Raw genomic sequence first — 23540 nt, forward strand, 5'->3', positions numbered from 1 at the left:
GCCCCGCTCATGCCTCGAAGATCGCCACCGCCCGCACGAACCCCGCCGATGCGCGCTTGATCTTGTACGGGAAGCACGCCACCTCGAACCCATGCGCCGGCAGGCTCTCCAGGTTGGCGAGCTTCTCCATCTGCCCATAGCCGATATCCCGCCCAGCCTTGTGCCCTTCCCAGATGATCGAACTGTCGCCGCTGGCGGCGAAGCGCGCGCGGGTGTGGCTGAACGGCGCGTCCCAACTCCAGGCATCAGTGCCCACCACGCGCACCCCACGCTCCAGCAGGTACAGCGTGGCCTCGCGGCCGATGCCGACGCCCGCGTCGAGGTAGCCCGGCTGGCCGAACAGCGCGCCGGCGCGGGTGTTCACCAGCACGATGTCCAGCGGTTGCAGGTCATGGCCGATGCGCGCCAGCTCCGCCTCCACCTGGCGGGCGCTGACCACGTCGCCGTCGGGCAGGTGGCGAAAATCCAGCTTCACCCCCGGGCGCAGGCACCACTCCAGGGGCAGTTCATCGATGCCGTAGGCCGGCTTGCCGCCGTCGGTGGTCGAGGCATAGTGCCACGGCGCGTCCATGTGCGTGCCGGCGTGGGTGGTCACCTGCAGGCGCTCGGCGGCCCAGGCCTCCTGGCCGGGCAGGTCGTCGAGGGACAGGCCCGGGAACATCGCCAGCAATTCCGGCGCGCCGCCCTGGTGGTCCATGTAGTCGATCTTCGGCAGCAGCATCGGTGGGTCGGTGTAGGGGTTGTTGTCCAGGGTCACCGAAAGGTCGACGAAACGCCGTTGGCGCAGGCTCATGGGCGGGCTCCTTGCGCGGTGGCGGCGACGATGCGTTGGTCGATGGCGCCGAACACGCTGTCGCCCTGGGCGTCGAGGGCCTCGATGCGAATGCGGTCGCCGAAGCGCATGAACGCGGTGCGTGCTTCGCCGTGCTCGATCATCTCGATCGCCCGGCGCTCGGAGATGCACGCCGAGCCTGCGCCACGGGCGAGGTTGGAGACCGTGCCGGAGCCGATGATGGTGCCGGCGCGCAGGCGACGGGTACGGGCGGCGTGGGCGATCAGGTCGGCGAAGCTGAAGGTCATTTCGGCGCCATTGGGCTGGCCGAAGCGCTGCTCGTTCCAGGTGACGCGCAGCGGCAGGCACACCCGCCCGTCGCGCCAGGCGTCGCCCAGCGCCTCGGGCGTCACCGCCAGGGGCGAGAAGCTCGATGAGGGCTTGGCATTGAAGAAGCCGAAACCGGTGCTCACTTCGTGCTGCAGGAAGCCGCGCAGGCTGACGTCGTTGACCAGCATCACCAGGCGCACGTGCTGCAAGGCCTCGCTGGCCGGGCAGCCCATCGGCACCTCGCCGACGATCACCGCGAACTCGCCCTCGAAGTCGATGCCGTGGCTTTCGTCGGGCAGGGGCACGTCGTCGCAGGGGCCGAGGAAATCGTCGCCGGCGCCCTGGTACATCAGCGGGATCGCCTCGTTGGCCAGCGGCGGCAGCTTGAACGCCTGCTGCATCAGGTGGGCGTGGTTGAGGAACGCCGAGCCATCGCACCACTGGTAGGCGCGCGGCAGGGGCGCGGCGACTTGGGCGGGGTCGAAGGCGAAGCGCCCCTGGGCGTCGTTGGCGTTCAGCGCCTGGTACTGGGCGCGCAGCACCGGCTCCGCCTCGGCCCAGTGCTCCAGGGCCTGTTGCAGCGTGGCGTAAGGCTCGGCGAGCACCGCGTGGCGCTGGTCGCGCGCGACCACCAGCAGCAGGCCGTCACGTTGGCCGTTCTTGAAGGTTGCGAGTTTCATCGGGCTTCCTTGGGTGAGGTTCAGTCAGTGCAGGGCGACGTCGTCGGCCACTTGCAGCGGTTCGAACAGGCGCATGCCGGCCAGGCGCGGGGCGAGCAGGGCGAGGAACGCGGTCAGCAGCAGACCCCAGCCCACCAGCAGCACGGCATCGACCCGGCCGCCACCGAGGCTGGTCAGCAGCACCACCAGCAGCGGGCTGGCGAACTGGCCGCCGAAGAAGCCGGCGTTGAACAGGCCGGTGCCCTTGCCGCGATGCTCGAAGCTCAGCCGCGACAGCGCCCAGCTCAGCACCGTTGGCAGCGCCAGGCCGCCGCCCAGGCCGTTGATCACCACGGCGATCACGGCGGTGTCGTAGTCGCGTGCGCCGGCCAGCAGCAGGATGCCGATGCCGGAGATGACGAACGCCACCGCCAGCAGCAGGCCCGGGCCGAAGCGCACCAGGCGGCGGAAGCACAGGGCGCCGAGGAACACCGCACTGTGGCCCAGGCCAATGGCCATGCCGATGCGCTGCGGCGAATCGATGCCGATGTGCTCGAGCAGGAAGCCGGTCTGCACCGGCACGATGAAGAAGCCCAGCGAGGTCAGCACGGTCATCGCGCAGATCACCGACAGCGAACGCCAGGGGAACGGCTGGCCGCTGGCGCTCTCCTGAGCGTTGGCCGCGACCTGGGTGTGCAGCGGTGCGCCGAGCGCCAGTTGCATCAGCGGGGCGAACAGCAGGCCGACCACGTACACCGCGAACGGCGCGCGCCAGCCCAGTTCACCGATGGTGCCGCCGAGCATGAAGAAGGCGGTGGCCGACAGCGAGGTGACGATGGTTTGCCACGACAGCAGTTGCAAGCGTTGGCGGCCTTCGAAATGATCGCCGATCAGCGCCGTGCAGCAGGTCATGATCGCCGCCTCGGCCAGGCCCAGGCCGGCGCGGCTGAGCAGGATCGCGCCCAGGTCGTCCAGCACCAGCGGCAGCGGGCCGCAGATACCGTAGAGCGCCATCGCCAGCACCAGCAGGCGCTTGCGCCCGATGCGGTCGGACAGCGCGCCGGCCAGTGGCGAGAACAGGGCGATCATCAGCGCCGGCAGGGTCAGCACGATCGGCACCAGCACGCCGACGTTGGGGCTGGCGGCGAAGTGCCCGGCGATGCGTGGCAGCACCGGGGCGATCAGCACGGCGCCGAGGATCGGCAGGCAGCTGCCGAACAGCAGCAGCAGGGCGGTGGCGAGCCGGCGTGGGGGTTGGGCTGAAGCGTTCATGGTGTCGGTGTGTCCTGTTGTTATTGTCGAATGTTCGCGGGCAGGCCGTGGTTCGCGGGCGGGCGGTCCGGCAGCAGGAAGTGCGCCAGGGCCGGCAGCAGCACCAGGGCGCCGACCATGTTCAGCAGGAACATGAACGCCAGCAGGATGCCCATGTCGGCCTGGAACTTGATGGCCGACAGGCCCCAGGTCGCCACGCCCACCGCCAGGGTCACGCCGGTCAGCATCACCACCTTGCCGGTGAACAGCAGGGCATGGTGGTAGGCGTCGGCCAGCGACGCGCCTTCCCGGCGCCGCGCCAGCAGCATGCTCATCACGTACAGCGCGTAGTCCACGCCGATGCCCACGCCCAGCGCGATCACCGGCAGGGTGGCGACCTTCACGCCGATCCCCAGCCAGACCATCAGCGCCTCGCAGAGGATCGAGGTGAGCACCAGCGGCAGGATCACGCACACCACCGCGGCGATCGAGCGGAAGGTCACCAGGCACAGCAGGATCACCGCGCCATACACCCAGAACAGCATGTCGTGGTTGGCCTGGCGCACCACGATGTTGGTGGCGGCCTCGATCCCGGCGTTGCCGGCCGCCAGCAGGAAGCGCGCGCTGTCGTCGTTGTTGGCGGCGGCGAAGGCCTCCACCTCGTTGACCAGGCGGGTCAGGGTCACGGCCTTGTGGTCGCTGAGGTAGGCGTACAAGGTCAGGGTATTGCAGCTTTGGTTGAACAGCTCGCGCGGGGCGCGACCGGTAATGGAGTTGAGCAGCGCCTGGTTGCGGGTGAGGTCGGCCCACTTCGGGTTGCCCTCGCTCATGCCCACCAGCAGGCTGCGGTTCAGGCTGGCCAGCGAGGCGGTGGATTCCACCCCCGGCAACTGGCGCAGGCGCCATTCCAGGGCGTCCAGGCGCATCAGCGCGGCGTAGTCCGAGCAGGTGCCGTCGGGGGTGCGCACGATCACCGCGAACACGTCGCTGCTGGCGCCGTAGTGGGCGACCATGAAGGCGTTGTCGCGGTTGTAGCGCGAGTCGGCGCGCAGCTCCGGCGCGCCGACGTCGAGGTCGCCGACTTGTAGGTGCAGGCTGGCCCAGTAGCCCAGGCCGCCCAGGGCCAGGCTGGCGAGCACCGTCGGCAGCGCCCAGCGGCGCTCGGTGAAGCGGTTGAGCACCGCCCACAGCCGCGGGCCCTGGCCACGTTCGGCGGCTTGCTCGCTGCGCAGGCTGCGCTGCGCGGCACGGGGGCTGACGCCGCAGTAGCTGAGCAGGATCGGCAGCAGGATCAGGTTGCTGAACACCAGCACGGCCACCCCCAGGCTGGCGATCAGCGCCAGGTCCTGGATCACCTTGATGTCGATCATCATCAGCACGCCGAAGCCCACCGCGTCGCACAGCAGGGCGGTGAGCCCGGCCAGGAACAGGCGGCGGAAAGTGAAGCGCGCCGCCACCTGGCGGTGCATGCCGCGGCCGATGTCCTGGAGGATGCCGTTCATCTTCTGCGCGCCATGGCTCATGCCGATGGCCAGCACCAGGAACGGCACCAGCACCGAATACGGGTCCAGCTCGAAGCCCAGCAGCGCCACCAGGCCCAACTGCCAGACCACCGCCACCAGCGAGCAGGCCATCACCAGCAGGGTGCTGCGCAGGCAGCGGGTGAAGGCGTAGAGCATCAGCGTGGCGATGACGATGGCCACCGCGAAGAACAGCAGCATCTGGCGCAGGCCGTCGATCAGGTCGCCGACCAGCTTGACGAAGCCGGTGATGTGAAGGGTCAGGCCCTGGGCCTGGAATTCGCCGCGCAGTTGCTCCAATTGCTGCGCCAAGGCGCTGTAGTCCAGCGGCTTGCCGTTGGCGTCGGTGTCCATCAGCGGCACGAAGATCAGGCTGGAGCGGCCGTTCACGGCGATGGTCTGGCCGACCTCGCCGGAGCGCAGGGCGTTGCGCTTGACCGTTTCCAGGCTGGCGGGCGAGCCGTCGTAGTCGTCGGGGATCACCCGACCGCCCTCGACGCCTTCCTCGGTCACGGCCATCCAGCGCATGTTCGGCGTCCACAGCGACTTCATGAACGGCCGGTCGACGCCGGGCAGCAGGAACACCTTGTCGTTCAGGCGAGCCAACAGGTCGAGGTAGCGGGCATCGTAGATGCTTTCGCCGGGCGCCTCGACAGCGATGCGCACGGCGTTGCCCAGGCCGGTGAGTTCCTGGCGGTTGGCCTGGTAGTTGGCGATGTACGGGTGCCCGGTGGGGATCATTTTCTCGAAGCTGGCGTTCAGTTGCAGGTGGCTGCTGGCCAGGCCCAGGCCGACGGTCAGCAGCAGGCACAGCCACAGCACCAGGGCGCGGTGGTTGAACAGCGCGCGCTCGATCAGCGAGCCGGAGGCGCGGTCGAAGCTGTCCAGGCTCTGGGCGGCGCCGGGCAGCGGGTCGGGGGGAAGCGGCAGGTGGGTCATGGCGCGGTTACCTGTTCTACACGTTCGATGCCACGGGCGCCTACCGCCACCCAGCGGCCATCGGCGGCCTGGGCCAGCGCGGCGGGGAGGTTGCCGAGCGGGCGGCCTTGCGGGCGCAGGGCGCCCTGTTCGTTGGCTTGCAGCAGGCGACCGCCCTGGTCGAGCAGCATCACGCCGTCGTTCCAGGCCGGGCGCGCGGCGACGATGCTGCTGGCGTAGTCGTTGCCCAGCGCCTGCCAGTGCTGGCCCTGGTCGCGGCTGCGCCAGGCGTTGCCCTTGAGCCCGGCGGCCAGCAGGGTGCCGTCGGGTTCGAGGGCGGCGCTGAAGAAGCTGCCCTCGTAAGGGCTGGGCAGGCGGCGCAAGTGCGCGCCGCCGTCGTCCGAACCCCACAACGTGCCTTGCTCGCCAGCGATGTACAGCTGCTGGCCCTGGCCGGTGATGGCGTACAGGTGGTTGCCCGCTGGGTTGTCCAGGCGGCCCATCCAGGACTGCCAGGTGGCGCCGCCATTCTCGGTGTGCAGCACCAGGCCGAAGGCGCCGACCAGGGTGCCTTCGCGCGCATTGGCGAAATACAGCGCCAGCCAGGGCTTGTCGGCGCCCTCGGCGACCAGGGCACGGGCCGCCTTGAGCCGGCGCTGGGCCGCGGGCGAGTCGTCATTGGCCGCGCTGGCGGCTTGCAACTCGCGCTCGGCGACGGCCTGGCCGTCCAACTGCACGGCCCAGCTGGCGCCGCCGTCGTTGCTGTGCAGCACCACGCCGGCATGGCCCACGGCCCAGCCCTGCTGGGCCGTGGGGAAGTCCACCGCAGTCAGGCTGACGCTGGTCGGCGAGGGCGCCTGGCGCCAGCTGCGGCCGTTGTCGTCGGAAAGCAGGATCAAGCCCTGCTCGCCGACCGCCACCAGGCGCTCACCCGCGCGGGTGACGTCGATCAGCACCGCGCGGGTCGGCGCGCTGACCGTGAGTGCCGGGCGGCGCAGGGCGTCGGCCACCGGGGCCTCGCTGGCCGGGGCGGCGAGCGCCACGGCCAGCAGGCCCAGGGCCAGCCAGGGAAGGCCACGGTTCATCAGCGCACACCCTCGGCGGCCAGGCCATCGGGGCTGAAGTCGCTGTCCGGGAACGGCTTGACCAGTTCGTTGTGCACGCGTTTCTCGGTGACCACGTTGTGCGCCATCCAGGCACCGGTCTGCAGGTCGTACTGGCCGTACAGGCCGCGCACCACGCCGGGCAGCTCGGGCATCACGTAGGGTAGCTGGAAGTAGGTGCGCCACAGTTGGCCGTTGGCGTCCCAACTGTCGCCGAGCATGGCCATCCAGGTGTCCTCGTCCACGTACAGGCGGCGCTTGGGCATGCTGTGGCGCTTGCCGGCCACCAGGTTGCCCTCGATCACCCACACCCGGTGCAGCTCCCAGCGCATGTGGTCGGGGTTGAGGAAGCGTTCGCCGAGGATGGCGTCGTCCTTGGCCGGTTGCAGGATCTTGTTGCTGTTGTAGGGGATGAGCATTTCCCGCTTGCCGACGATTTTCCAGTCATAGCGGTCCAGGGGGCCGGTGAACACCGAGACCTCGTCGAAGTTGGCCACGCCCGAGCTGGTTGGCGTCGGCGTGTCGTAGGACGACACCGGCAGCTTGCGCACGCGGCGCTGGCCGGCCAGGTACACCCACGACTGCGGGCCGCCGTTGGCGTAGTCCAGCGGCTCGCGGCCCAGCAGCGCCTCGCCGGCGCGCTGGGGTGGGCCGAGGTTGATCAACCGGGTCATCCAGTACACGCCCTTGTATTCGGACTTGGCGCTGTCGAAGTAGTAGGGCATCTCGCGCAGGGCCTGCACGGTGCTGGACAGGATGCGCTGGCCGTTGGCGGTGATCACGTAGACGTTGTAGTCGTTCTTCCAGGCCACCCCGCGCCAGCTCAGGTGGTGGTTCCAGATCACCTCGGCGCCGGATTTCGGGATCGGGAACGGGATGCCGCCGCTGGCGCCCTCGACCGTCTGGCCCTGGTTGCCCAGGTGCGCGGCGGTGGCATTCTTCAAGGTGTTGTCGTAGACCCACTGCGGCGCGGCGGCGGTGCGCCGGGTGGGGTACACGTCGATGCGGTAGCTGGGGTACTTGGCGAACATCGCCTTCTGCCCGTCGCTGAGCTTGTCGGCGTACTGCGCCAGGTTTTGCGCGGTCACCGAGTACAGCGGCTTGTCGCTGGCGAAGTAGTCGGGGATGCGCGGCCCGGGGGTGAAGCCGGCCGGCACCTTGGCCAGGCCCTGGTCCCAGGCCGGGATGCTGCCGTCGGCGTTGCCGGCGCGCTCGGCGCCCAGCGGCGTGAGGCTGCCCTTGAGTTGCTGGGCCTCGCTGTCGCTGGCCGCCCGGGACGTCGGGGCGAGCGCCAGCAAGCCCGCCAGCAAGGTGGCGGAGAGAGGGGCGAGTTTCATGGTGAAGTACCTCGTTTATTGTTGTCGTGGCACAGGCTTCAGAACGATCGCTGCACGGTGAAGGCGATGAAGTCGCGGTCCTTGAGGGGTTGGCCGTAGGTATTGGCGTTGCGCGCATCGAGGAAGTTGTCGCTGCCGCCGATGTAGCGCGTGTAGTTGAGGCCGGCCTTCCAGGTTTGCAGGTATTCCAGCTGCACGCCGATGCTGACGTCACCGCCGTTGTCACCGACGCCGTTGTTGAACTTGCTGATCACCGAGGAGCGGCCCTTGGGGTTGTAGCCAAGGCCCAGCGGCACGCTGAGGTCGACGCCGGGGTAGACCTGGAAGAAGTTCGGCGTGAAGGTCATGCGCAGGCCCCAGGCGTCGCGTTCGCTGTTCGGGTCCAGTGCCTCGGGGTTCTTGGTGATGCTGGTGCGCCGGTGCCAGGCGACTTCGCCGGCCAGGCTCGCCGAATCCCAGAAACCGTTGCCGTTGAACGCATACAGGGTCGAGAGCTGGGCGTGCAGCGAGTTGCCCACGGCGTACAGCGGGTGGCCGTCGTTGTCGCCCAGGCCTAATGGGTTGGCCTGGGACACGCTGACCAGTGGGGTGTTGCGCCGCACCGACACTTCACCGGCGACGTTGGCATCGCCCACCGAGGTGCTGAAGCTGGCGCCAAAGGCGCTGATGCCTTCGGCGTACACCAGTTGGTAGTCGCCGAGCTGCCCGGTGAGCGGGTTCGGCCCGCCGGCGTTGGCGCGGGTGTAGAGCATCGGGTCCTTGGCGTGGTAGCGGATCGCGTAGAGGCCGAAGTCGGTGTTCCAGTCTTCCGGCGAGAAGCGCAGCGACAGGCCGTACTGGCCTTTGTCGCCGGGCTTGATGTCCTTGCCGCGCAAGAACGCCAGGGGCTGGCGGTTGGGGCCGATCGGGCCGCCGACGATCAGCCGCTCGCCGCCTTCGCCGACCACATCGGAGGTGGAGAAGTAGCTGCCCACGGCGGGGATGCGGTTCTCTTCCCATTCGAACTGGTAGTAGGCCGCCAGCGACAGGTTGGGGCGCAGTTGGATCTGCCCGGAGAACTGGTTGACCGGGCGGATCAGCTCCTTGAACGGCGTGCCGGGCACCGAGGTGGCCTTGATGATGTCCACCGGCGCCTGGCCGCCGGCGATGCCGTTGGCGCCGAAGAACAGGCTCTCGCCCCACAGCACGGTGTGCCGGCCCAGGCGGAAGCTGCTGGGCAGTTCGCCGAGGTTGCCCTTGCCGAACATGAAGGCGTCGAGGATCTCCGCCTTGCCGCCGTGCAGGCCACGGGTGTCGTCGGTGAAGCGGTCGTTGGCCACCGAGCGCTGGTTGGCGGTGGCGGCGGAGTCGTTGTCGTTGTTGCCCTGGTAGACGGTGTCGTACCAGCCGGCGGCGCTGACCCGGGCGCCGAAGTTCTGGTAGCGGGCGTCGAACTCCGACAGCAGGTTCAGGCGGTTGGAGATCAGGCCCTTGTCGAAGTTGCGGTCGCTGTCGTCCTGGTTCACCGCGCTGGTCAGCTTGCTGTCGCGGTCCTTCAGGCGCCAGGCGGCGTTGTACTTGACGGTGTTGTCCCAGCGCAGGCGCAGGTCGGAATCACCGGTGTCGATCTCGAAGGCGTAGGCGCCCGGCAGGGTCGTGAGGGTAGCCACGGCGGCCAGGGCTGCCCATTGGCGACGCGCGCAGGCGCCACCGGTACTGGTGCGTTTCATCGATGCCAACCTCTGACTTGTTATTTTTGTCGTGAAAGGTCTTTGCCAGAACCGCGCTCCCTTGCAGCTCTGGTTTCGATCATAGGAACGCGCCAACAATTCGAACAATCGATTATCGGGATGCCAACCATCCATAAAAAGTGATACAACGCGCCGTGGCCATGTGGAGCCTTCCTGGAGCCTGAGCGATGCGTTTTCATCACCTGGACCTGAACCTGCTGGTGGTGCTCGACACGATGCTCACCGAGCAAAACATCACCCGCGCGGCGGAGCGGCTGAACGTCAGCCAGTCGGCGGCCAGCGGCCTGCTGGGGCGGCTGCGTGAGTATTTCGACGATGCGTTGCTGGTGCAGGTGGGGCGGCGCATGCTGCCCACCCCGCTGGCGCAGGGCCTGGCCGAACCGGTGCGGCGGGTGTTGCTGGACATCCAGTCGAGCATCGTCAACAAGCCGGACTTCGACCCGCTGACCTGCAAGCGGCATTTCAAGATCATCGCCACCGACTTCGTCACCACGGTGATCATCGGCCCGCTGACCCGCCACCTGCAGCGCGTGGCCCCGCACATCACCCTGGACATCCAGCCGGCGGCGGACAACTACGAGCAGTTGCTGACCCAGGGCGAGGTGGATTTCGCGATCATGCCCGACCTCTACCTGTCGGAGCTGCATGCCAAGGAATTGCTGTTCGAGGACGACTATCAGTGCGTGGTGTGGCGCGACAACCCGCTGGTGGGCGATAGCCTGACGCTGGAGGAGTACCTGGGGCTGGGGCACGTGGCGACCAACTTCGGCAGCAACCGCGAGCCGAGTTTCGGCGAGAAGATGTTGCGCCGGTATGGCACGGCGCGGCGGGTGGAGCTGACCTCGAGCAGTTTCAACACGGTGCCGCACCTGCTGGTGGGCACGCACCGGGTGGCGGTGATGCAGCGCAGCCTGGCGACGTTGTATGCGGGGTTCCTGCCGCTGAAGGTGTTGCCGTTGCCGTTCGAGCTGCCGTTGCTGCGTGAGTTCGCGTTGTGGAACAAGGTGCTGGACAGCGACCCGGCGCATCGCTGGATGCGCGGGAGGTTGCAGGAGGTGGCGGGGGAGGCGTTGGGGGGCGGGCGCCAGTAGGGCATTGGGTGTTCTGGCGGGCCCTGTCGCGGGGCGGCGGTGACCCTGTACAAGCGGGCCTGCGCCGCGATGAGGCCGCCGCGTTCCTGACAGACACAAAAAAGGCCGCTTGCGCGGCCTTCGTCGGTTTCAGCGCCTCAACGCTTCAACCCGTAGCTCTCGTCGAGCATGCCCGGCGAGTTCGGCGCCTTCGGCGCATAGTCGCGCGGCACCTCGGCGGTGTCCTTCGGCGGGGTCAGGCGGTCACGTGGCCCCTGCGCCGCTTCCGAATGCAGCGAGGCCAGCAGGCGCTGGCGGGTCAGCTCGTCCAGGGCCAGGCGATTGGCGCCATCGGCCAGGTGGTCCTGGACGTCCTGGTAGCTCTGGGTCAGTTTCTTGACCAGCGCCGCCGTGCTGTTGAAGTGGGTCACCACTTCATTCTGGTAGTTGTCGAAACGCTGCTGGATGTCGTCCAGCTGGCGTTGCGTGCTGCTTGGCGCAGCGTTGGGCAGCAGGCGGGCCAGCGCGAAACCGACGACGACGCCCACGACCAGGGCCAGGGTCGGCAGCAACCAAACAAGGAGCGAGTGTTCCACGAGTCCTTCCTCTCTAAACGGCTTTGCTTTACGTTAACGGCTCAGACCTGCGCTGTATACCGCGAGCAATCGCAAATATCTCAGAACAGAATTCCTCAGCTAGACGAGTCGACCCCTTCCGAGGTCACGGAGTTGTACCTTGCTCATGCGTGAAACCCCCTTGTTCATCGATGGCCCCGCCGGCCAACTGGAAGCCTTGTACCTGGACGTGGCCGAGGCCCGCGGCGCGGTGCTGATCTGCCACCCCAACCCGGTCCAGGGCGGCACCATGCTCAACAAGGTGGTCTCGACCCTGCAACGCACCGCCCGTGACGCCGGCTACATCACCTTGCGCTTCAACTACCGCGGCGTCGGCCAGAGCGCCGGCGCCCACGACATGGGCGCCGGCGAAGTGGCCGATGCCGAGGCCGCCGCGGCCTGGCTGCGGGCCAGGCACCCGGAGCTGCCGTTGGTGCTGATGGGCTTCTCGTTCGGTGGCTTCGTCGCTGCCAGCCTCGCCGGCCGTCTGGAGGCCGCCGGGGTGGAGCTGCGGCAGCTGTTCATGATCGCCCCGGCGGTGATGCGCCTGACCGCCGACTTCCCGCTGCCCGAGCGCTGCGCCCTGACCGTGGTGCAGCCCGACAGCGACGAGGTGGTGGCCCCAGCGTTGGTCTACGACTGGTCCGCAGACCTGTCGCGCCCCCATGAGCTGCTGAAAGTGGCAGAATGCGGACACTTCTTCCATGGCAAGCTGACCGATCTGAAGGATCTGCTGCTGCCGCGTCTTTCGAACTGAGCCAAGCCTGATCAAGCGATAACCCATGACTACGCGCATCCTCACCGGTATCACCACCACCGGCACCCCGCACCTGGGCAACTACGCCGGCGCCATCCGCCCGGCGATTCTCGCCAGCCAGCAGCCCGGTGCCGACTCGTTCTACTTCCTGGCCGACTACCACGCCCTGATCAAGTGCGACGACCCGCTGCGCATCCAGCGCTCGCGCCTGGAAATCGCCGCCACCTGGCTGGCCGGCGGCCTGGACCCGGACAAGGTGACTTTCTACCGCCAGTCCGACATTCCCGAGATCCCCGAACTCACCTGGCTGCTGACCTGCGTCAGCGCCAAGGGCCTGCTCAACCGCGCCCACGCCTACAAGGCCTCGGTGGACAAGAACCTGGAGAACGGCGAAGACCCGGACGCTGGCGTGACCATGGGCCTGTACAGCTACCCGGTGCTGATGGCCGCCGACATCCTGATGTTCAACGCCCACAAGGTGCCGGTCGGCCGTGACCAGATCCAGCACGTGGAAATGGCCCGCGACATCGGCCAGCGCTTCAACCACCTGTTCGGCCAGGGCAAGGAGTTCTTCGTCCTGCCCGAGGCGTTGATCGAGGAAAGCGTGGCGACCCTGCCGGGCCTGGACGGTCGCAAGATGTCCAAGAGCTACGACAACACCATCCCGCTGTTCACCAGCGCCAAGGACATGAAGGACGCCATCTCGCGCATCGTCACCGACTCGCGCGCGCCAGGCGAGCCGAAGGATGCCGACAACTCGCACCTGTTCACCCTGTTCCAGGCCTTCGCCACCCCGGCGCAATCGGCGGAGTTCCGCGAAGAGCTGCTGCAGGGCCTGGGCTGGGGCGAGGCCAAGCAGCGCCTGTTCCAGTTGCTCGACGGCCAACTGGGCGAGGCTCGCGAGCGTTATCACCAGTTGATCGCGCGCCCGGCGGATCTCGAGGATATCCTCCTGGCCGGCGCCGCCAAGGCGCGCAAGACCGCCTCTCCGTTCCTCGAGCAACTGCGCGAGGCGGTGGGCCTGCGTTCGTTCCGCAACCTGGTGCAGACCGGCACCGAGGCAAAGAAGAAGGCCGCCAAGAGCGCGCGCTTCGTCAGCTTCCGTGACGACGACGGCAGCTTCCGCTTCCGCCTGCTGGCCGCCGATGGCGAGCAACTGCTGCTGTCGCGCAGCTTCGCCGATGGCAAGAGCGCTGGCGCGGTGAGCAAGCAGTTGCAGCAGGGCGGCGATGCCGACGTGCGCGTCGAGGGCCTGGGCTTCAGCCTGTGGCTGGCCGGCGAGCAGGTCGCCGAAGGCCCGCAGTTCGCCGACGAGGCGGCCCGTGACGCGGCGATCCAGAGCCTGCGCGTGGCGCTGGAGCCGCAACAGGACTGAACCGATCCACCCATGACGGCCAGTGCGCTGGCCGTATGTATCATTGCCATTATGCGGGCCGGTCGCTACAGTGACGGCCCGTTTTTTGTTGCCTTGCTAACGAATCATGACGCCCCTAGAACGATATCAAGCAGATCTCAAACGCCCAGACTTCTTCCATGACGCGGCGCAGGAAACGGCGGTGCGTCACTTGCAGCGCCTGTACGACGATCTGGTCGCCGCGCAGAACAGCAAGCCGGGCGTGTTCGGCAAGCTGTTCGGCAAGAAGGAACAGACCCCGGTCAAGGGCCTGTATTTCTGGGGCGGGGTAGGCCGGGGCAAGACCTACCTGGTGGACACCTTCTTCGAGGCGCTGCCGTTCAAGGAAAAGATGCGCACGCACTTCCACCGCTTCATGAAGCGTGTGCACGAAGAGATGAAGACCCTCAAGGGCGAGAAGAACCCGCTGACCATCATCGCCAAGCGCTTCTCCCAGGAAGCCAAGGTGATCTGCTTCGACGAGTTCTTCGTCTCCGACATCACCGATGCGATGATCCTCGGCACGCTGATGGAAGAGCTGTTCAAGAACGGTGTGTCGCTGGTGGCGACCTCCAACATCGTGCCCGACGGCCTGTACAAGGATGGCCTGCAACGCGCGCGCTTCCTGCCGGCTATCGCCATGATCAAGCAGTACACCGACGTGGTGAACGTCGACAGCGGCGTCGACTACCGCCTGCGCCACCTGGAGCAGGCCGAGCTGTTCCACTACCCGCTCGACGCCGCGGCCCACGAGAGCCTGCGCCAGAGCTTCCGCGCCCTGACCCCCGAGTGCACCCAGGCGGTCGAGAATGATGTGCTGATCATCGAGAACCGCGAGATCCACGCCCTGCGCACCTGTGACGACGTCGCCTGGTTCGACTTCCGCGCCCTGTGCGACGGGCCGCGCAGCCAGAACGACTACATCGAGCTGGGCAAGATCTTCCATGCGGTGCTGCTGAGCAATGTCGAGCAGATGGGCGTGACCACCGATGACATCGCCCGGCGGTTCATCAACATGGTCGACGAGTTCTACGACCGCAACGTCAAGCTGATCATCTCGGCCGAAGTGGAGTTGAAGGACCTGTACACCGGTGGCCGTCTGAGCTTCGAGTTCCAGCGTACCCTGAGCCGGTTGCTGGAGATGCAGTCCCACGAGTTCCTGGCTCGCGCCCACAAGCCGTAGTCGATGGTCCATGACGTCCTGGGGCCGCGCAACGGCCCCGGGCGCTTCAGGCTTCCTGCATGAACTGCTGGCGATACTGGTTCGGCGACAGCTCGGTGTGTTGGCGGAATAGCCGCGCGAAGAAGCTCGCGTCGTCGTAGCCCACCTCATAGCTGATGGTCTTGATGCTCTTGCGGGTGCTCGAGAGCAGGCCCTTGGCCGTCTCGATGCGCAGCCGTTGCAGGTAGTGCAGTGGCTTGTCCCCGGTCGCGCTCTGGAAGCGGCGCATGAAGTTGCGGATGCTCATCCCGTGGTTGCGCGCCACGTCCTCGAAACGGAACTTGTCGGCGAAGTGCTCCTCCAGCCAGTGCTGGATCTGCAGGATGATCAGGTCCTGGTGCAGCTTCTGCCCGCCAAAGCCCATGCGCCCCGGGGTGTAGTTGCGTTGCACCTCGTAGAGGATGTCGCGGGCCACCGCGCGAGCCACGTTGGCCCCGCAGAAACGCTCGATCAGGTAGATGTACAGGTCGCAGGCCGAGGTGGTGCCGCCGGCGCAATACAGGTTGTCGGCATCGGTCAGGTGCTTGTCCTGGTTCAGGCGCACCTTGGGGAAGCGCTCGGCGAAGCTGTTGAAGAAGCGCCAGTAGGTGGTCGCCTCCTTGCCGTCGAGCAGGCCTGACTCGGCCAGCCAGAACACCCCGCTGGCCTCGCCGCACAGCACCGCTCCGCGCGCATGCTGCTCGCGCAACCACGGCAAGACCTGTGGGTAGCGTTGCAGGAGGTTGTCGAAGTCGTCCCAGAACGCCGGGAGAATGATCACGTCGGCCTCTTCCAGGCCACCGTCGACCGGCAACTGCACGTCGCTGAAGCTGTCCACCGGCTGGCCGTCGGGGCTGACCAGGTGGATTTCGAACATCGGTTGCAGGCCCAGGCCCAGCTGCTTGCTGTAGCGCAGGCTGGCCAGGTGGAAGAAATCCTTGGCCTGCATCAGGGTCGAGGCGAACACCTTGTCGATGGCCAGGATGCTGACGCGCCGCAACGACGCGGAGGGTTGGGTAAACATCATTGTCATTGTTCTTATAAGGTAGAAAGGTCAATTACCGGCTGGATCGTCTTATTTTTTGGCGATTGTGTCTACCCCAGCTGGCAGCGGTGGGTTCATCGCGGGGCAAGCCCGCTCAGGAGCGGCGCATTGCCCTGCGATGCACTCACCGCCGAACGTCGCTCACGGCGCCGGGTTTGGCTGTCCCTGGTGAATCGCCTCGATCGCCGCCAGCAGTTCATCGCCCAGTTGCAGTTCGATGCTCGCCAGGTTGCTGCGCAACTGCTCGAGATCGGTTGCACCGATGATGTTGCTGGTCACGAACGGTTGGCGGGTGACGAACGCCAGGGCCATCTGCGCCGGGTCCAGGCCGTGCTCGCGGGCGAGGGTCACGTAGCGGCTGCAGGCGGCCACGGTCTGCGGGTTGGAGTAGCGGGCGAAGCGGCTGAACAGGGTCAGGCGCGCGGTCGCCGGGCGGGCGCCGTTCTCGTATTTGCCCGAGAGCATGCCGAAGGCCAGCGGCGAATAGGCCAGCAGGCCGCATTGCTCGCGGATGGCGACTTCCGCCAGGCCCACCTCGAAGCTGCGGTTGAGCAGGTTGTAGGGGTTCTGGATCGACACCGCGCGCGGCCAGCCACGGCTTTCGGCCAGTTGCAGGAACTTCATGGTGCCCCACGGCGTTTCGTTGGACAGGCCGATGTGGCGGATCTTGCCGGCGCGCACCTGCTCGTCGAGCACCTCGAGGGTTTCCTCCAGCGGGGTGAACAGGTCGTGGGGCAGGTGCTGGTAGCCAAGCTTGCCGAAGAAGTTGGTGCTGCGCTCGGGCCAGTGCAGTTGGTACAGGTCGATGCGGTCGGTCTGCAAGCGCTTGAGGCTTTCGTCCAGCGCCGCGACGATGTGCTGGCGGTTGTGCTTGAGCTGGCCGTCGCGGATGTGGCTGATGCCGTTGCCGGGGCCGGCGACCTTGCTGGCCAGGACCCAGTCGTCACGGTCGCCGTTGGCGGCGAACCAGTTGCCGATGATGCGTTCGGTGGCCGCGTAGGTCTCCGGGCGCGGCGGCACCGGGTACATCTCGGCAGTGTCGATGAAGTTGATGCCGCTGGCCTTGGCCAGGGCGATCTGCTCGAAGGCCTCGTCCTGGGTGTTCTGCTCACCCCAGGTCATGGTGCCCAGGCACAGGGCGCTGACGTCGAGGTCGGTACGGCCGAGCTTGCGGTATTCCATCTGAAAGGCTTCCTGCTGACAAAGAAGCCCATAAAAGCAGGTTGAAATTCTTTGCGCAATCTGGATAATCCTGCCCCTCTCCGTATGGCGGAAGTGATGCACCGCCCTGCAGGAGGAACCCTTGTCGAACATTGGTCGCGCCGACCCGAGCCCCCACTTAGCGCCCAATGCGAGGCTGCGCGCTTGCCCTTGGCAAGTTGTGCACTATCCAGTAAGATTCGCCGTCTATTTTTCGCTGGGCGGCCTCTGAGGCTTTAGAGAATGAAAACTTTTACTGCTAAACCGGAAACAGTAAAGCGCGACTGGTACGTAGTTGACGCCGCTGGTCAGACCCTGGGTCGTCTGGCCACCGAAATCGCTCGTCGCCTGCGTGGCAAGCACAAAGCAGAGTACACCCCTCACGTTGACACCGGCGACTACATCGTCGTCATCAACGCCGAGCAGGTTCGTGTCACTGGCGCCAAGTCTTCGGACAAGATGTACTACTCCCACTCCGGCTTCCCAGGTGGCATCAAGGAAATCAGCTTCGAGAAGCTGATCGACAAGGCCCCTGAGCGTGTCATCGAGACCGCGGTCAAAGGCATGCTGCCGAAGAACCCGCTGGGTCGCGACATGTACCGCAAGCTGAAAGTGTACGCGGGTGCTGCTCACCCACACACTGCTCAGCAGCCTCAAGAACTGAAGATCTAACGGGATAGTTCATTATGTCGGCGACTCAAAATTACGGCACTGGCCGTCGCAAGACCGCAACCGCTCGCGTATTCCTGCGTCCGGGCACTGGCAACATCTCCATCAACAACCGTTCCCTGGACGTGTTCTTCGGTCGTGAAACCGCTCGCATGGTTGTCCGTCAGCCGCTCGAGCTGACCGAGACCACCGAGAAGTTCGACATCTACGTCACCGTCGCCGGTGGTGGTGTCAGCGGCCAGGCCGGTGCGATCCGTCACGGTATCACCCGCGCACTGATGGAATACGACGAAACCCTGCGTGGCGCCCTGCGCCGTGCTGGCTACGTCACCCGCGACGCTCGTGAAGTCGAGCGTAAGAAAGTGGGTCTGCGTAAAGCGCGTAAGCGTCCTCAGTACTCCAAGCGTTAATACCGCTTCGGCAGTCGAAGAAGCCCGGTTCCTTTGGAACCGGGCTTTTTTTATGTCTTGAACTAACCTGTCAGCATGTCGGGTGCGACGTGCCGCATAGACGCAGATCAAGCAAAGCGAGGGTTGCAGCCCAGGTGGGGGGTAATCACCTTGTCAGTGTGTGGATTTGTTTCTTACCATGGCGGCCAATTTTTAGTGCCACAGACATTACCTAAGTAGATGCCTGATCCAACAGGCCAGAAGAAAGCTGATGGGAGAGGACTGAATGAGCAATGACGGCGTCAACGCAGGCCGGCGCCGCTTCCTCGTAGCTGCCACGTCCGTGGTGGGGGCTGCGGGGGCAGTGGGGGCTGCGGTACCGTTCGTGGGGTCATGGTTCCCCAGTGCCAAGGCGAAAGCCGCCGGGGCACCGGTGAAGGTCAATATCGCCAAGGTCGAGCCCGGTCAGCAGATGGTCGCTGAATGGCGCGGCCAACCCGTATTCATCGTGCGACGAACGCAGGAAATCCTCGATAACCTGAAGAAAATCACCGGCGATCTTTCCGACCCCGAGTCCAAGGCATCGGTGCAGCCCGCCTACGTCGACCCGCAGGTGCGCTCGATCAAGCCGGAATTGCTCATTCTCGTCGGCCTGTGCACCCACCTGGGCTGCTCGCCGACCTTCCGCCCGGAAGTCGCCCCGGCCGACCTTGGGCCGAAGTGGGTCGGGGGTTACTTCTGCCCCTGCCACGGCTCCCACTACGACCTGGCTGGCCGCGTCTACAAGGCCCAGCCGGCGCCCCTCAACCTGCCAGTGCCTCCGCACTCGTATGAGTCGGACGAGATCATCGTCATCGGCGTCGACCAGGAGAACGCATGATGAGCAAGTTCATGGACTGGATTGATGCTCGCTTCCCCGCCACCAAGATGTGGGAAGACCACCTGAGCAAGTATTACGCGCCCAAGAACTTCAACTTCCTGTATTTCTTCGGCTCCCTGGCGCTGCTGGTGCTGGTCAACCAGATCGTCACGGGCGTGTGGCTGACCATGAGCTTCACCCCCTCGGCGGAAGAGGCCTTCGCCTCGGTCGAGTACATCATGCGTGACGTCGAGTACGGCTGGATCCTGCGCTACCTGCACTCCACCGGTGCCTCGGCGTTCTTCATCGTGGTCTACCTGCACATGTTCCGCGGCCTGCTCTACGGCTCGTACCAGAAGCCGCGCGAACTGGTCTGGTTGTTCGGCATGCTGATCTACCTGGCGCTGATGGCCGAGGCATTCATGGGCTATCTGCTGCCGTGGGGCCAGATGTCGTACTGGGGCGCCCAGGTGATCATTTCGCTGTTCGGTGCCATCCCGGTCATCGGCGATGACCTCACCCAGTGGATCCGCGGTGACTACCTGATCTCCGGCATTACCCTGAACCGCTTCTTCGCGTTGCACGTGATCGCCCTGCCGATCGTGATCCTGGGCCTGGTGGTGCTGCACATCCTGGCCTTGCACGAAGTGGGGTCGAACAACCCTGATGGCGTAGATATCAAGAAGAAAAAGGACGAGAACGGCGTGCCGCTGGACGGTATTCCCTTCCACCCGTACTACACCGTCAAGGACATCGTCGGGGTAGTGGTCTTCCTTTTCGTGTTCTGTGCGGTGGTGTTCTTCTTCCCGGAAATGGGCGGCTACTTCCTGGAGAAACCGAACTTCGAACAGGCCAACGCGTTCAAGACGCCCGAGCACATCGCCCCGGTGTGGTACTTCACACCGTTCTACGCGATCCTGCGTGCGGTGCCTGACAAGCTGCTCGGGGTCATTGCCATGGGGGCGGCGATCGCCGTGCTGTTCGTGTTGCCCTGGCTCGACCGCAGCCCGGTGCGCTCCATGCGCTACAAGGGCTGGCTGAGCAAGATCTTCCTGCTGGTGTTCTGCGTGGCCTTCATCATCCTGGGCGTGCTTGGCGTGTTGGCGCCTACGCCGGGGCGGACCCTGCTGTCGCAGGTCTGCACCGTGCTGTACTTCGCCTACTTCCTTCTGATGCCGTTCTACACACGGATGGAAAAGACCAAACCGGTTCCGGAAAGGGTGACAGGCTGATGAAAAAGTTTATTGCAGTAATGCTCCTGGCAGTGATGCCCGCCTTGTCCTTCGCCGCCGAGCACGGTCTGGAGCTGGACAAGGTCGATATCGACCTTACCGACAAGGCCGCCATGCAGGATGGCGCGCGCACCTTCGCCAACTATTGCATGGGCTGCCACGGCGCCAAGTTCCAGCGCTACGAGCGGGTCGCCGACGACTTGGGGATCCCCCACGAGCTGATGCTCGAGAAGCTGGTGTTCACCGGCGCGAAAATCGGTGACCACATGAAGATCGGCATGCAGCCGGACGATGCCAAGGTCTGGTTCGGTGCCGCGCCGCCAGACCTTACCCTGGTCGCCCGGGTGCGCGGCAACGACTGGCTGTACAGCTACCTGCGCAGCTTCTACGAAGACAAGTCGCGTCCTTACGGGGTCAACAACAAGGTCTTCCCGAACGTGGGCATGCCAAACGTGCTGGTCGGCCTGCAGGGTAACCAGGTCATCGGTTGCAAGCAGGTGCAGACCGTGGTCGATGGCAAGAAGCAGTTCGACCCCCTGACCGGCAGTCCGCTGACCCACGAAGCCTGTGACCAGCTGACCGTCGAGCCGAAATCCGGTACCCTGACGCCCGAGCAGTTCGACGAGAAGGTCAAGAACCTGGTGACCTTCCTGGCCTATTCGGCCAACCCGGTCAAACTGGAAAGCCAGCGCATCGGTACCTACGTGTTGCTGTACCTGGCTTTCTTCTTCGTGTTCGCTTATTTGCTCAAGCGCGAATACTGGAAGGACGTGCACTGATCACGCAGTAGTCTCTGGTAGTTGAACGCGCCCTGGGCGCCCACCGCGATCGCGGCAGGGCGCCCAGGGCGCGTTTGCATTTGCAGTTTCACAAGCATCCCCATGCGAGGAGGAGCTACATGGGCGCGACCAACAGGTTAGCCTGCTATTCCGACCCCGCTGACCATTATTCTCATCGGGTACGCCTTGTTCTCGCCGAGAAGGGCGTCAGTGTGCAGATCATCGACGTCGCCGCCGATCGCCTGCCACCCAAGCTGATTGAAGTGAACCCCTATGGCAGCGTGCCAACCCTGGTCGACCGTGACCTGGCGTTGTACGAATCGACCGTGGTGATGGAGTACCTCGAGGAACGTTATCCTCACCCGCCGCTGATGCCGGTGTACCCGGTGGCGCGCGGCAACAGCCGTCTGCTGATGCACCGTATCCAGCGTGACTGGTGCAGCCTGGCCGACACACTGCTCGACAAGCGCAGCAGCGAGGCGGCCCGCAGCGAGGCGCGCAAGGCCCTGCGCGAGAGCCTCACGGGGGTCTCGCCGCTGTTCAAGGAATTCGCTTGCTTCATGAGCGAGGAGCAAAGCCTGGTCGATTGCTGTCTACTGCCCATACTATGGCGTTTGCCGGTATTGGGTATCGAATTGCCGCGGCAGGCCAAGCCGCTGCTGGACTACATGGAGCGACAGTTCGCCCGCGAGCCTTTCCAGGCGAGCCTGTCTGCTGCTGAACGTGAAATGCGCAAGGTTTAAGGAGCCGTTGATGAACTCCAGTCGCCCCTATCTGGTGAGAGCACTGTACGAGTGGATCGTCGACAACGATTGCACCCCCCATATGCTGGTCAACGCCGAGTACCCGGCGGTCCAGGTTCCCCAGGGCTTCGCCAGTGATGGCCAGATCGTCCTGAACATTTCCCCCAGCGCCGTGCGCAGCCTGCACATGGATAACGAGGCGGTGAGCTTCGAGGGGCGCTTCAGTGGCGTGGCCCATTCGCTGTACGTGCCGACGGGGGCCATCCTCGGCATCTATGCCCGCGAGAACGGCCAAGGCATGGTCTTCGAGCTGGAGCCGCCGCTGATGGAGGGTGACGAACTGGAGGAGGAGGGTGTCGAGCCGGATGACGATGGCCCGCCCGAGGGCGGTGGTCAGCCACCACGACCCAGCGGTCGACCCAGCCTCAAGGTGGTCAAGTAACGAAAAAGGCGATCCGAATGGATCGCCTTTTTCGTGGGCGCTGTTCGTGCGCTTACAGGTCCTTGATGGTGCGGACCTGATCCTTGTTGATGCGGGTCGGCTTGCCGTCCAGCTGCTTGAACTCGTAGAAGCCCGAGCTGCGGTCGAATTTCGGGGTGTCGGTGGTCTGCAGCTCGCGACCGTCGTTTAGGGTGATCACGCTCGGGGTGGAGCAGCCGGCCAGGGTGGCGAAGGCGGCGAGGGCGAGAGTGGACAGCAGGTGCTTCTTCATGGGGCATTCCTGAAAGAGAAGGGGGTGGGCCCCATCGTGGGGATGAGGCCCTCGGGTATCAGTCGATGTACTCGAACAGCTTGACGATCTTCTGCACGCCGGACACGCCCTGCACGACGTTGGTGGCCGCGTTGGCCTCACGCTGGGTCACCAGGCCCAGCAGGTAGACGATACCGTTCTCGGTGATCACCTTGATGCGCGAGCTCGGCACGTTGGCATCGCCGATCATCTGGGTCTTGATCTTGGTGGTCAGCCAGGCGTCGTTGTTACGCGCAAGGATCGACGAAGGCTGTATCACCTGCAGCTCGTTATGCACCTTCTTGACCCGCTGCACCTGGCTGGCGGTCTGCTCGGCCAGGCTCTTGAGGTCGGCGCGCGGGGTTTGCCCGGCGAGCAGGACGATGCCGTTGTAGCTGCTGACAACGATGTGCGAACCCTTGTCCAGGTCAGGGTTGGCCTTGGCCACGTTGACCGCGACCTTGGTTTCGATCAGCGAGTCGTCGATCTTGCTGCCGATGGTGCGGGTGCCGCGGTCATCCTCGATCGGCGTGTCGCGGGTCGAGGTCAATACCGAACTGCAGCCCGAAAGGCTCAGGCACAGGGTCAGGGCCATCAGGCCGAGGCGCTTGGGGATCATTCTTCACTCCCGAACAGTTGGCTGTCGATCAGATCGCACAGGCAATGGATCGCCAGCAGGTGGACTTCCTGGATACGAGCGGTGACCGTCGATGGCACGCGGATTTCCACGTCCTCTGGCAGCAGCAGCGATGCCATGCCGCCGCCGTCGCGCCCGGTCAATGCTACGACAATCATTTCACGATCATGTGCGGCCTGGATCGCCTGAATCACGTTGGCCGAGTTGCCGCTGGTGGAAATTGCCAGCAGCACGTCGCCGGGCTGGCCCAGGGCGCGGATCTGCTTGGAGAAAACCTCGTTGTAGCTGTAGTCGTTGGCGATCGAGGTCAGGGTCGAGCTGTCGGTGGTCAGGGCGATGGCCGGCAGGCTCGGGCGTTCACGCTCGAAGCGGTTCAATAGCTCCGAGGAGAAATGCTGGGCGTCGCCGGCCGAGCCGCCGTTGCCGCACGCGAGCATCTTGCCCTCGTTGAGCAGGGCGTTGACCATGACCAGGCTGGCGTGCTCGATGTGGGGCGCCAGGATGTCCATTGCCTCTTGCTTGGTGTCGATGCTGGCCTGGAACAGCCGGCGAATTCGGGATTGCATGTCCATCTGGTGTGACCTTAAGTGCGGCGGAGGCC

The 23540-nt window shown here is 65.5% G+C and carries 24 protein-coding genes; 11 read left to right on the plus strand and 13 right to left on the minus strand.

Annotated elements, in window-relative coordinates:
• Positions 1-7: 7 nt before the first annotated feature.
• The 7 genes from P0Y43_RS08155 to P0Y43_RS08185 are packed head-to-tail and all read right to left on the minus strand — an operon-like array spanning position 8 to position 9599.
• Positions 8-793 (minus strand): cyclase family protein, encoded by a 786-nt coding sequence (locus tag P0Y43_RS08155; protein WP_275636796.1) that lies wholly within the window; start codon positions 791-793, stop codon positions 8-10.
• Positions 790-1782 carry a fumarylacetoacetate hydrolase family protein gene (locus tag P0Y43_RS08160; RefSeq protein WP_275636797.1) on the minus strand — a complete coding sequence of 331 codons (993 nt, stop codon included), beginning with the start codon at positions 1780-1782 and terminating at the stop codon, positions 790-792. The genes P0Y43_RS08155 and P0Y43_RS08160 overlap by 4 nt, the downstream gene beginning before the upstream one ends.
• Before the next feature lie 24 nt (positions 1783-1806).
• Entirely contained in the window at positions 1807-3033 is a 1227-nt protein-coding gene (locus P0Y43_RS08165; RefSeq protein WP_275636798.1) for an MFS transporter, read from the minus strand.
• Between the two features lie 20 nt (positions 3034-3053).
• Positions 3054-5471, minus strand: coding sequence for an efflux RND transporter permease subunit (locus P0Y43_RS08170; protein ID WP_275636799.1), 2418 nt, complete (start codon positions 5469-5471; stop codon positions 3054-3056).
• Complete coding sequence (locus tag P0Y43_RS08175; RefSeq protein ID WP_275636800.1) at positions 5468-6535, minus strand: WD40/YVTN/BNR-like repeat-containing protein; 1068 nt, start codon at positions 6533-6535, stop codon at positions 5468-5470. Before P0Y43_RS08175 ends, P0Y43_RS08170 begins: the two co-directional genes overlap by 4 nt.
• Positions 6535-7890 carry a DUF1329 domain-containing protein gene (locus P0Y43_RS08180; RefSeq protein WP_275636801.1) on the minus strand — a complete coding sequence of 452 codons (1356 nt, stop codon included), beginning with the start codon at positions 7888-7890 and terminating at the stop codon, positions 6535-6537. The genes P0Y43_RS08175 and P0Y43_RS08180 overlap by 1 nt, the downstream gene beginning before the upstream one ends.
• 38 nt (positions 7891-7928) lie before the next feature.
• Positions 7929-9599 (minus strand): DUF1302 domain-containing protein, encoded by a 1671-nt coding sequence (locus tag P0Y43_RS08185; protein ID WP_275636802.1) that lies wholly within the window; start codon positions 9597-9599, stop codon positions 7929-7931.
• A 188-nt stretch (positions 9600-9787) separates the two neighbouring features.
• Here P0Y43_RS08185 and P0Y43_RS08190 point away from each other — a divergent pair, with 188 nt between their 5' ends.
• Positions 9788-10711 (plus strand): LysR family transcriptional regulator, encoded by a 924-nt coding sequence (locus P0Y43_RS08190; RefSeq protein WP_275636803.1) that lies wholly within the window; start codon positions 9788-9790, stop codon positions 10709-10711.
• 137 nt (positions 10712-10848) lie between these two features.
• Here P0Y43_RS08190 and P0Y43_RS08195 read toward each other — a convergent pair whose 3' ends face one another.
• Positions 10849-11286 carry a YhcB family protein gene (locus P0Y43_RS08195; protein ID WP_275636804.1) on the minus strand — a complete coding sequence of 146 codons (438 nt, stop codon included), beginning with the start codon at positions 11284-11286 and terminating at the stop codon, positions 10849-10851.
• Positions 11287-11425: 139 nt separating this feature from the next.
• Here P0Y43_RS08195 and P0Y43_RS08200 point away from each other — a divergent pair, with 139 nt between their 5' ends.
• The 3 genes from P0Y43_RS08200 to zapE all read left to right on the plus strand — a co-directional run bounded on the left by P0Y43_RS08200 (position 11426) and on the right by zapE (position 14637).
• Complete coding sequence (locus P0Y43_RS08200) at positions 11426-12061, plus strand: alpha/beta hydrolase (RefSeq protein ID WP_275636805.1); 636 nt, start codon at positions 11426-11428, stop codon at positions 12059-12061.
• Positions 12062-12086: 25 nt separating this feature from the next.
• Positions 12087-13436, plus strand: coding sequence for a tryptophan--tRNA ligase (locus P0Y43_RS08205; protein ID WP_275636806.1), 1350 nt, complete (start codon positions 12087-12089; stop codon positions 13434-13436).
• Positions 13437-13542: 106 nt separating this feature from the next.
• A complete protein-coding gene (gene zapE, locus P0Y43_RS08210) occupies positions 13543-14637 on the plus strand; it encodes a cell division protein ZapE (RefSeq protein ID WP_275636807.1) in 1095 nt (364 codons plus the stop codon).
• A gap of 46 nt (positions 14638-14683) precedes the next feature.
• Here the strand turns inward: zapE and P0Y43_RS08215 are convergent, their stop codons facing one another.
• Positions 14684-15580: a GlxA family transcriptional regulator gene (locus P0Y43_RS08215; protein ID WP_275636850.1), complete on the minus strand. Its 897-nt coding sequence runs from the start codon at positions 15578-15580 to the stop codon at positions 14684-14686.
• A gap of 261 nt (positions 15581-15841) precedes the next feature.
• Positions 15842-16882, minus strand: coding sequence for an NADP(H)-dependent aldo-keto reductase (locus tag P0Y43_RS08220; protein ID WP_275636808.1), 1041 nt, complete (start codon positions 16880-16882; stop codon positions 15842-15844).
• 261 nt (positions 16883-17143) lie between these two features.
• On the opposite strand from P0Y43_RS08220, the gene rplM reads away from it, so the two are divergent.
• The 7 genes from rplM (at position 17144) to P0Y43_RS08255 (ending at position 22013) form a co-directional block, all read left to right on the plus strand.
• Positions 17144-17572, plus strand: a complete 429-nt coding sequence (gene rplM, locus P0Y43_RS08225; protein WP_029612130.1) for a 50S ribosomal protein L13 — start codon at positions 17144-17146, stop codon at positions 17570-17572.
• Positions 17573-17586: 14 nt separating this feature from the next.
• The gene (gene rpsI / locus P0Y43_RS08230; RefSeq protein ID WP_264311679.1) at positions 17587-17979 is read left to right on the plus strand and encodes a 30S ribosomal protein S9; all 393 of its coding nucleotides are present in this window, start codon (positions 17587-17589) and stop codon (positions 17977-17979) included.
• 265 nt (positions 17980-18244) lie between these two features.
• Entirely contained in the window at positions 18245-18838 is a 594-nt protein-coding gene (gene petA / locus P0Y43_RS08235) for a ubiquinol-cytochrome c reductase iron-sulfur subunit (protein WP_275636809.1), read from the plus strand.
• A complete protein-coding gene (locus P0Y43_RS08240; protein WP_275636851.1) occupies positions 18838-20049 on the plus strand; it encodes a cytochrome b in 1212 nt (403 codons plus the stop codon). Before petA ends, P0Y43_RS08240 begins: the two co-directional genes overlap by 1 nt.
• The gene (locus tag P0Y43_RS08245) at positions 20049-20828 is read left to right on the plus strand and encodes a cytochrome c1 (RefSeq protein ID WP_275636810.1); all 780 of its coding nucleotides are present in this window, start codon (positions 20049-20051) and stop codon (positions 20826-20828) included. Before P0Y43_RS08240 ends, P0Y43_RS08245 begins: the two co-directional genes overlap by 1 nt.
• A 119-nt stretch (positions 20829-20947) precedes the next feature.
• Positions 20948-21571 carry a glutathione S-transferase N-terminal domain-containing protein gene (locus tag P0Y43_RS08250; protein WP_275636811.1) on the plus strand — a complete coding sequence of 208 codons (624 nt, stop codon included), beginning with the start codon at positions 20948-20950 and terminating at the stop codon, positions 21569-21571.
• A 10-nt stretch (positions 21572-21581) separates the two neighbouring features.
• On the plus strand, positions 21582-22013 hold the full coding sequence (locus P0Y43_RS08255; RefSeq protein WP_275636812.1) for a ClpXP protease specificity-enhancing factor: 432 nt from the start codon (positions 21582-21584) through the stop codon (positions 22011-22013).
• A gap of 52 nt (positions 22014-22065) precedes the next feature.
• Here the strand turns inward: P0Y43_RS08255 and P0Y43_RS08260 are convergent, their stop codons facing one another.
• From P0Y43_RS08260 to P0Y43_RS08270, 3 genes are read right to left on the minus strand one after another with little or no spacing between them, the layout of a single operon-like run.
• Entirely contained in the window at positions 22066-22284 is a 219-nt protein-coding gene (locus P0Y43_RS08260; RefSeq protein ID WP_275636813.1) for a YgdI/YgdR family lipoprotein, read from the minus strand.
• 58 nt (positions 22285-22342) lie between these two features.
• The gene (locus P0Y43_RS08265) at positions 22343-22921 is read right to left on the minus strand and encodes a BON domain-containing protein (RefSeq protein ID WP_275636814.1); all 579 of its coding nucleotides are present in this window, start codon (positions 22919-22921) and stop codon (positions 22343-22345) included.
• Entirely contained in the window at positions 22918-23511 is a 594-nt protein-coding gene (locus P0Y43_RS08270) for a phosphoheptose isomerase (protein ID WP_275636815.1), read from the minus strand. Before P0Y43_RS08270 ends, P0Y43_RS08265 begins: the two co-directional genes overlap by 4 nt.
• Between the last annotated feature and the right edge of the window lie 29 nt (positions 23512-23540).

Source organism: Pseudomonas entomophila (assembly GCF_029193575.1).
Taxonomy (GTDB): domain Bacteria; phylum Pseudomonadota; class Gammaproteobacteria; order Pseudomonadales; family Pseudomonadaceae; genus Aquipseudomonas; species Aquipseudomonas entomophila_G.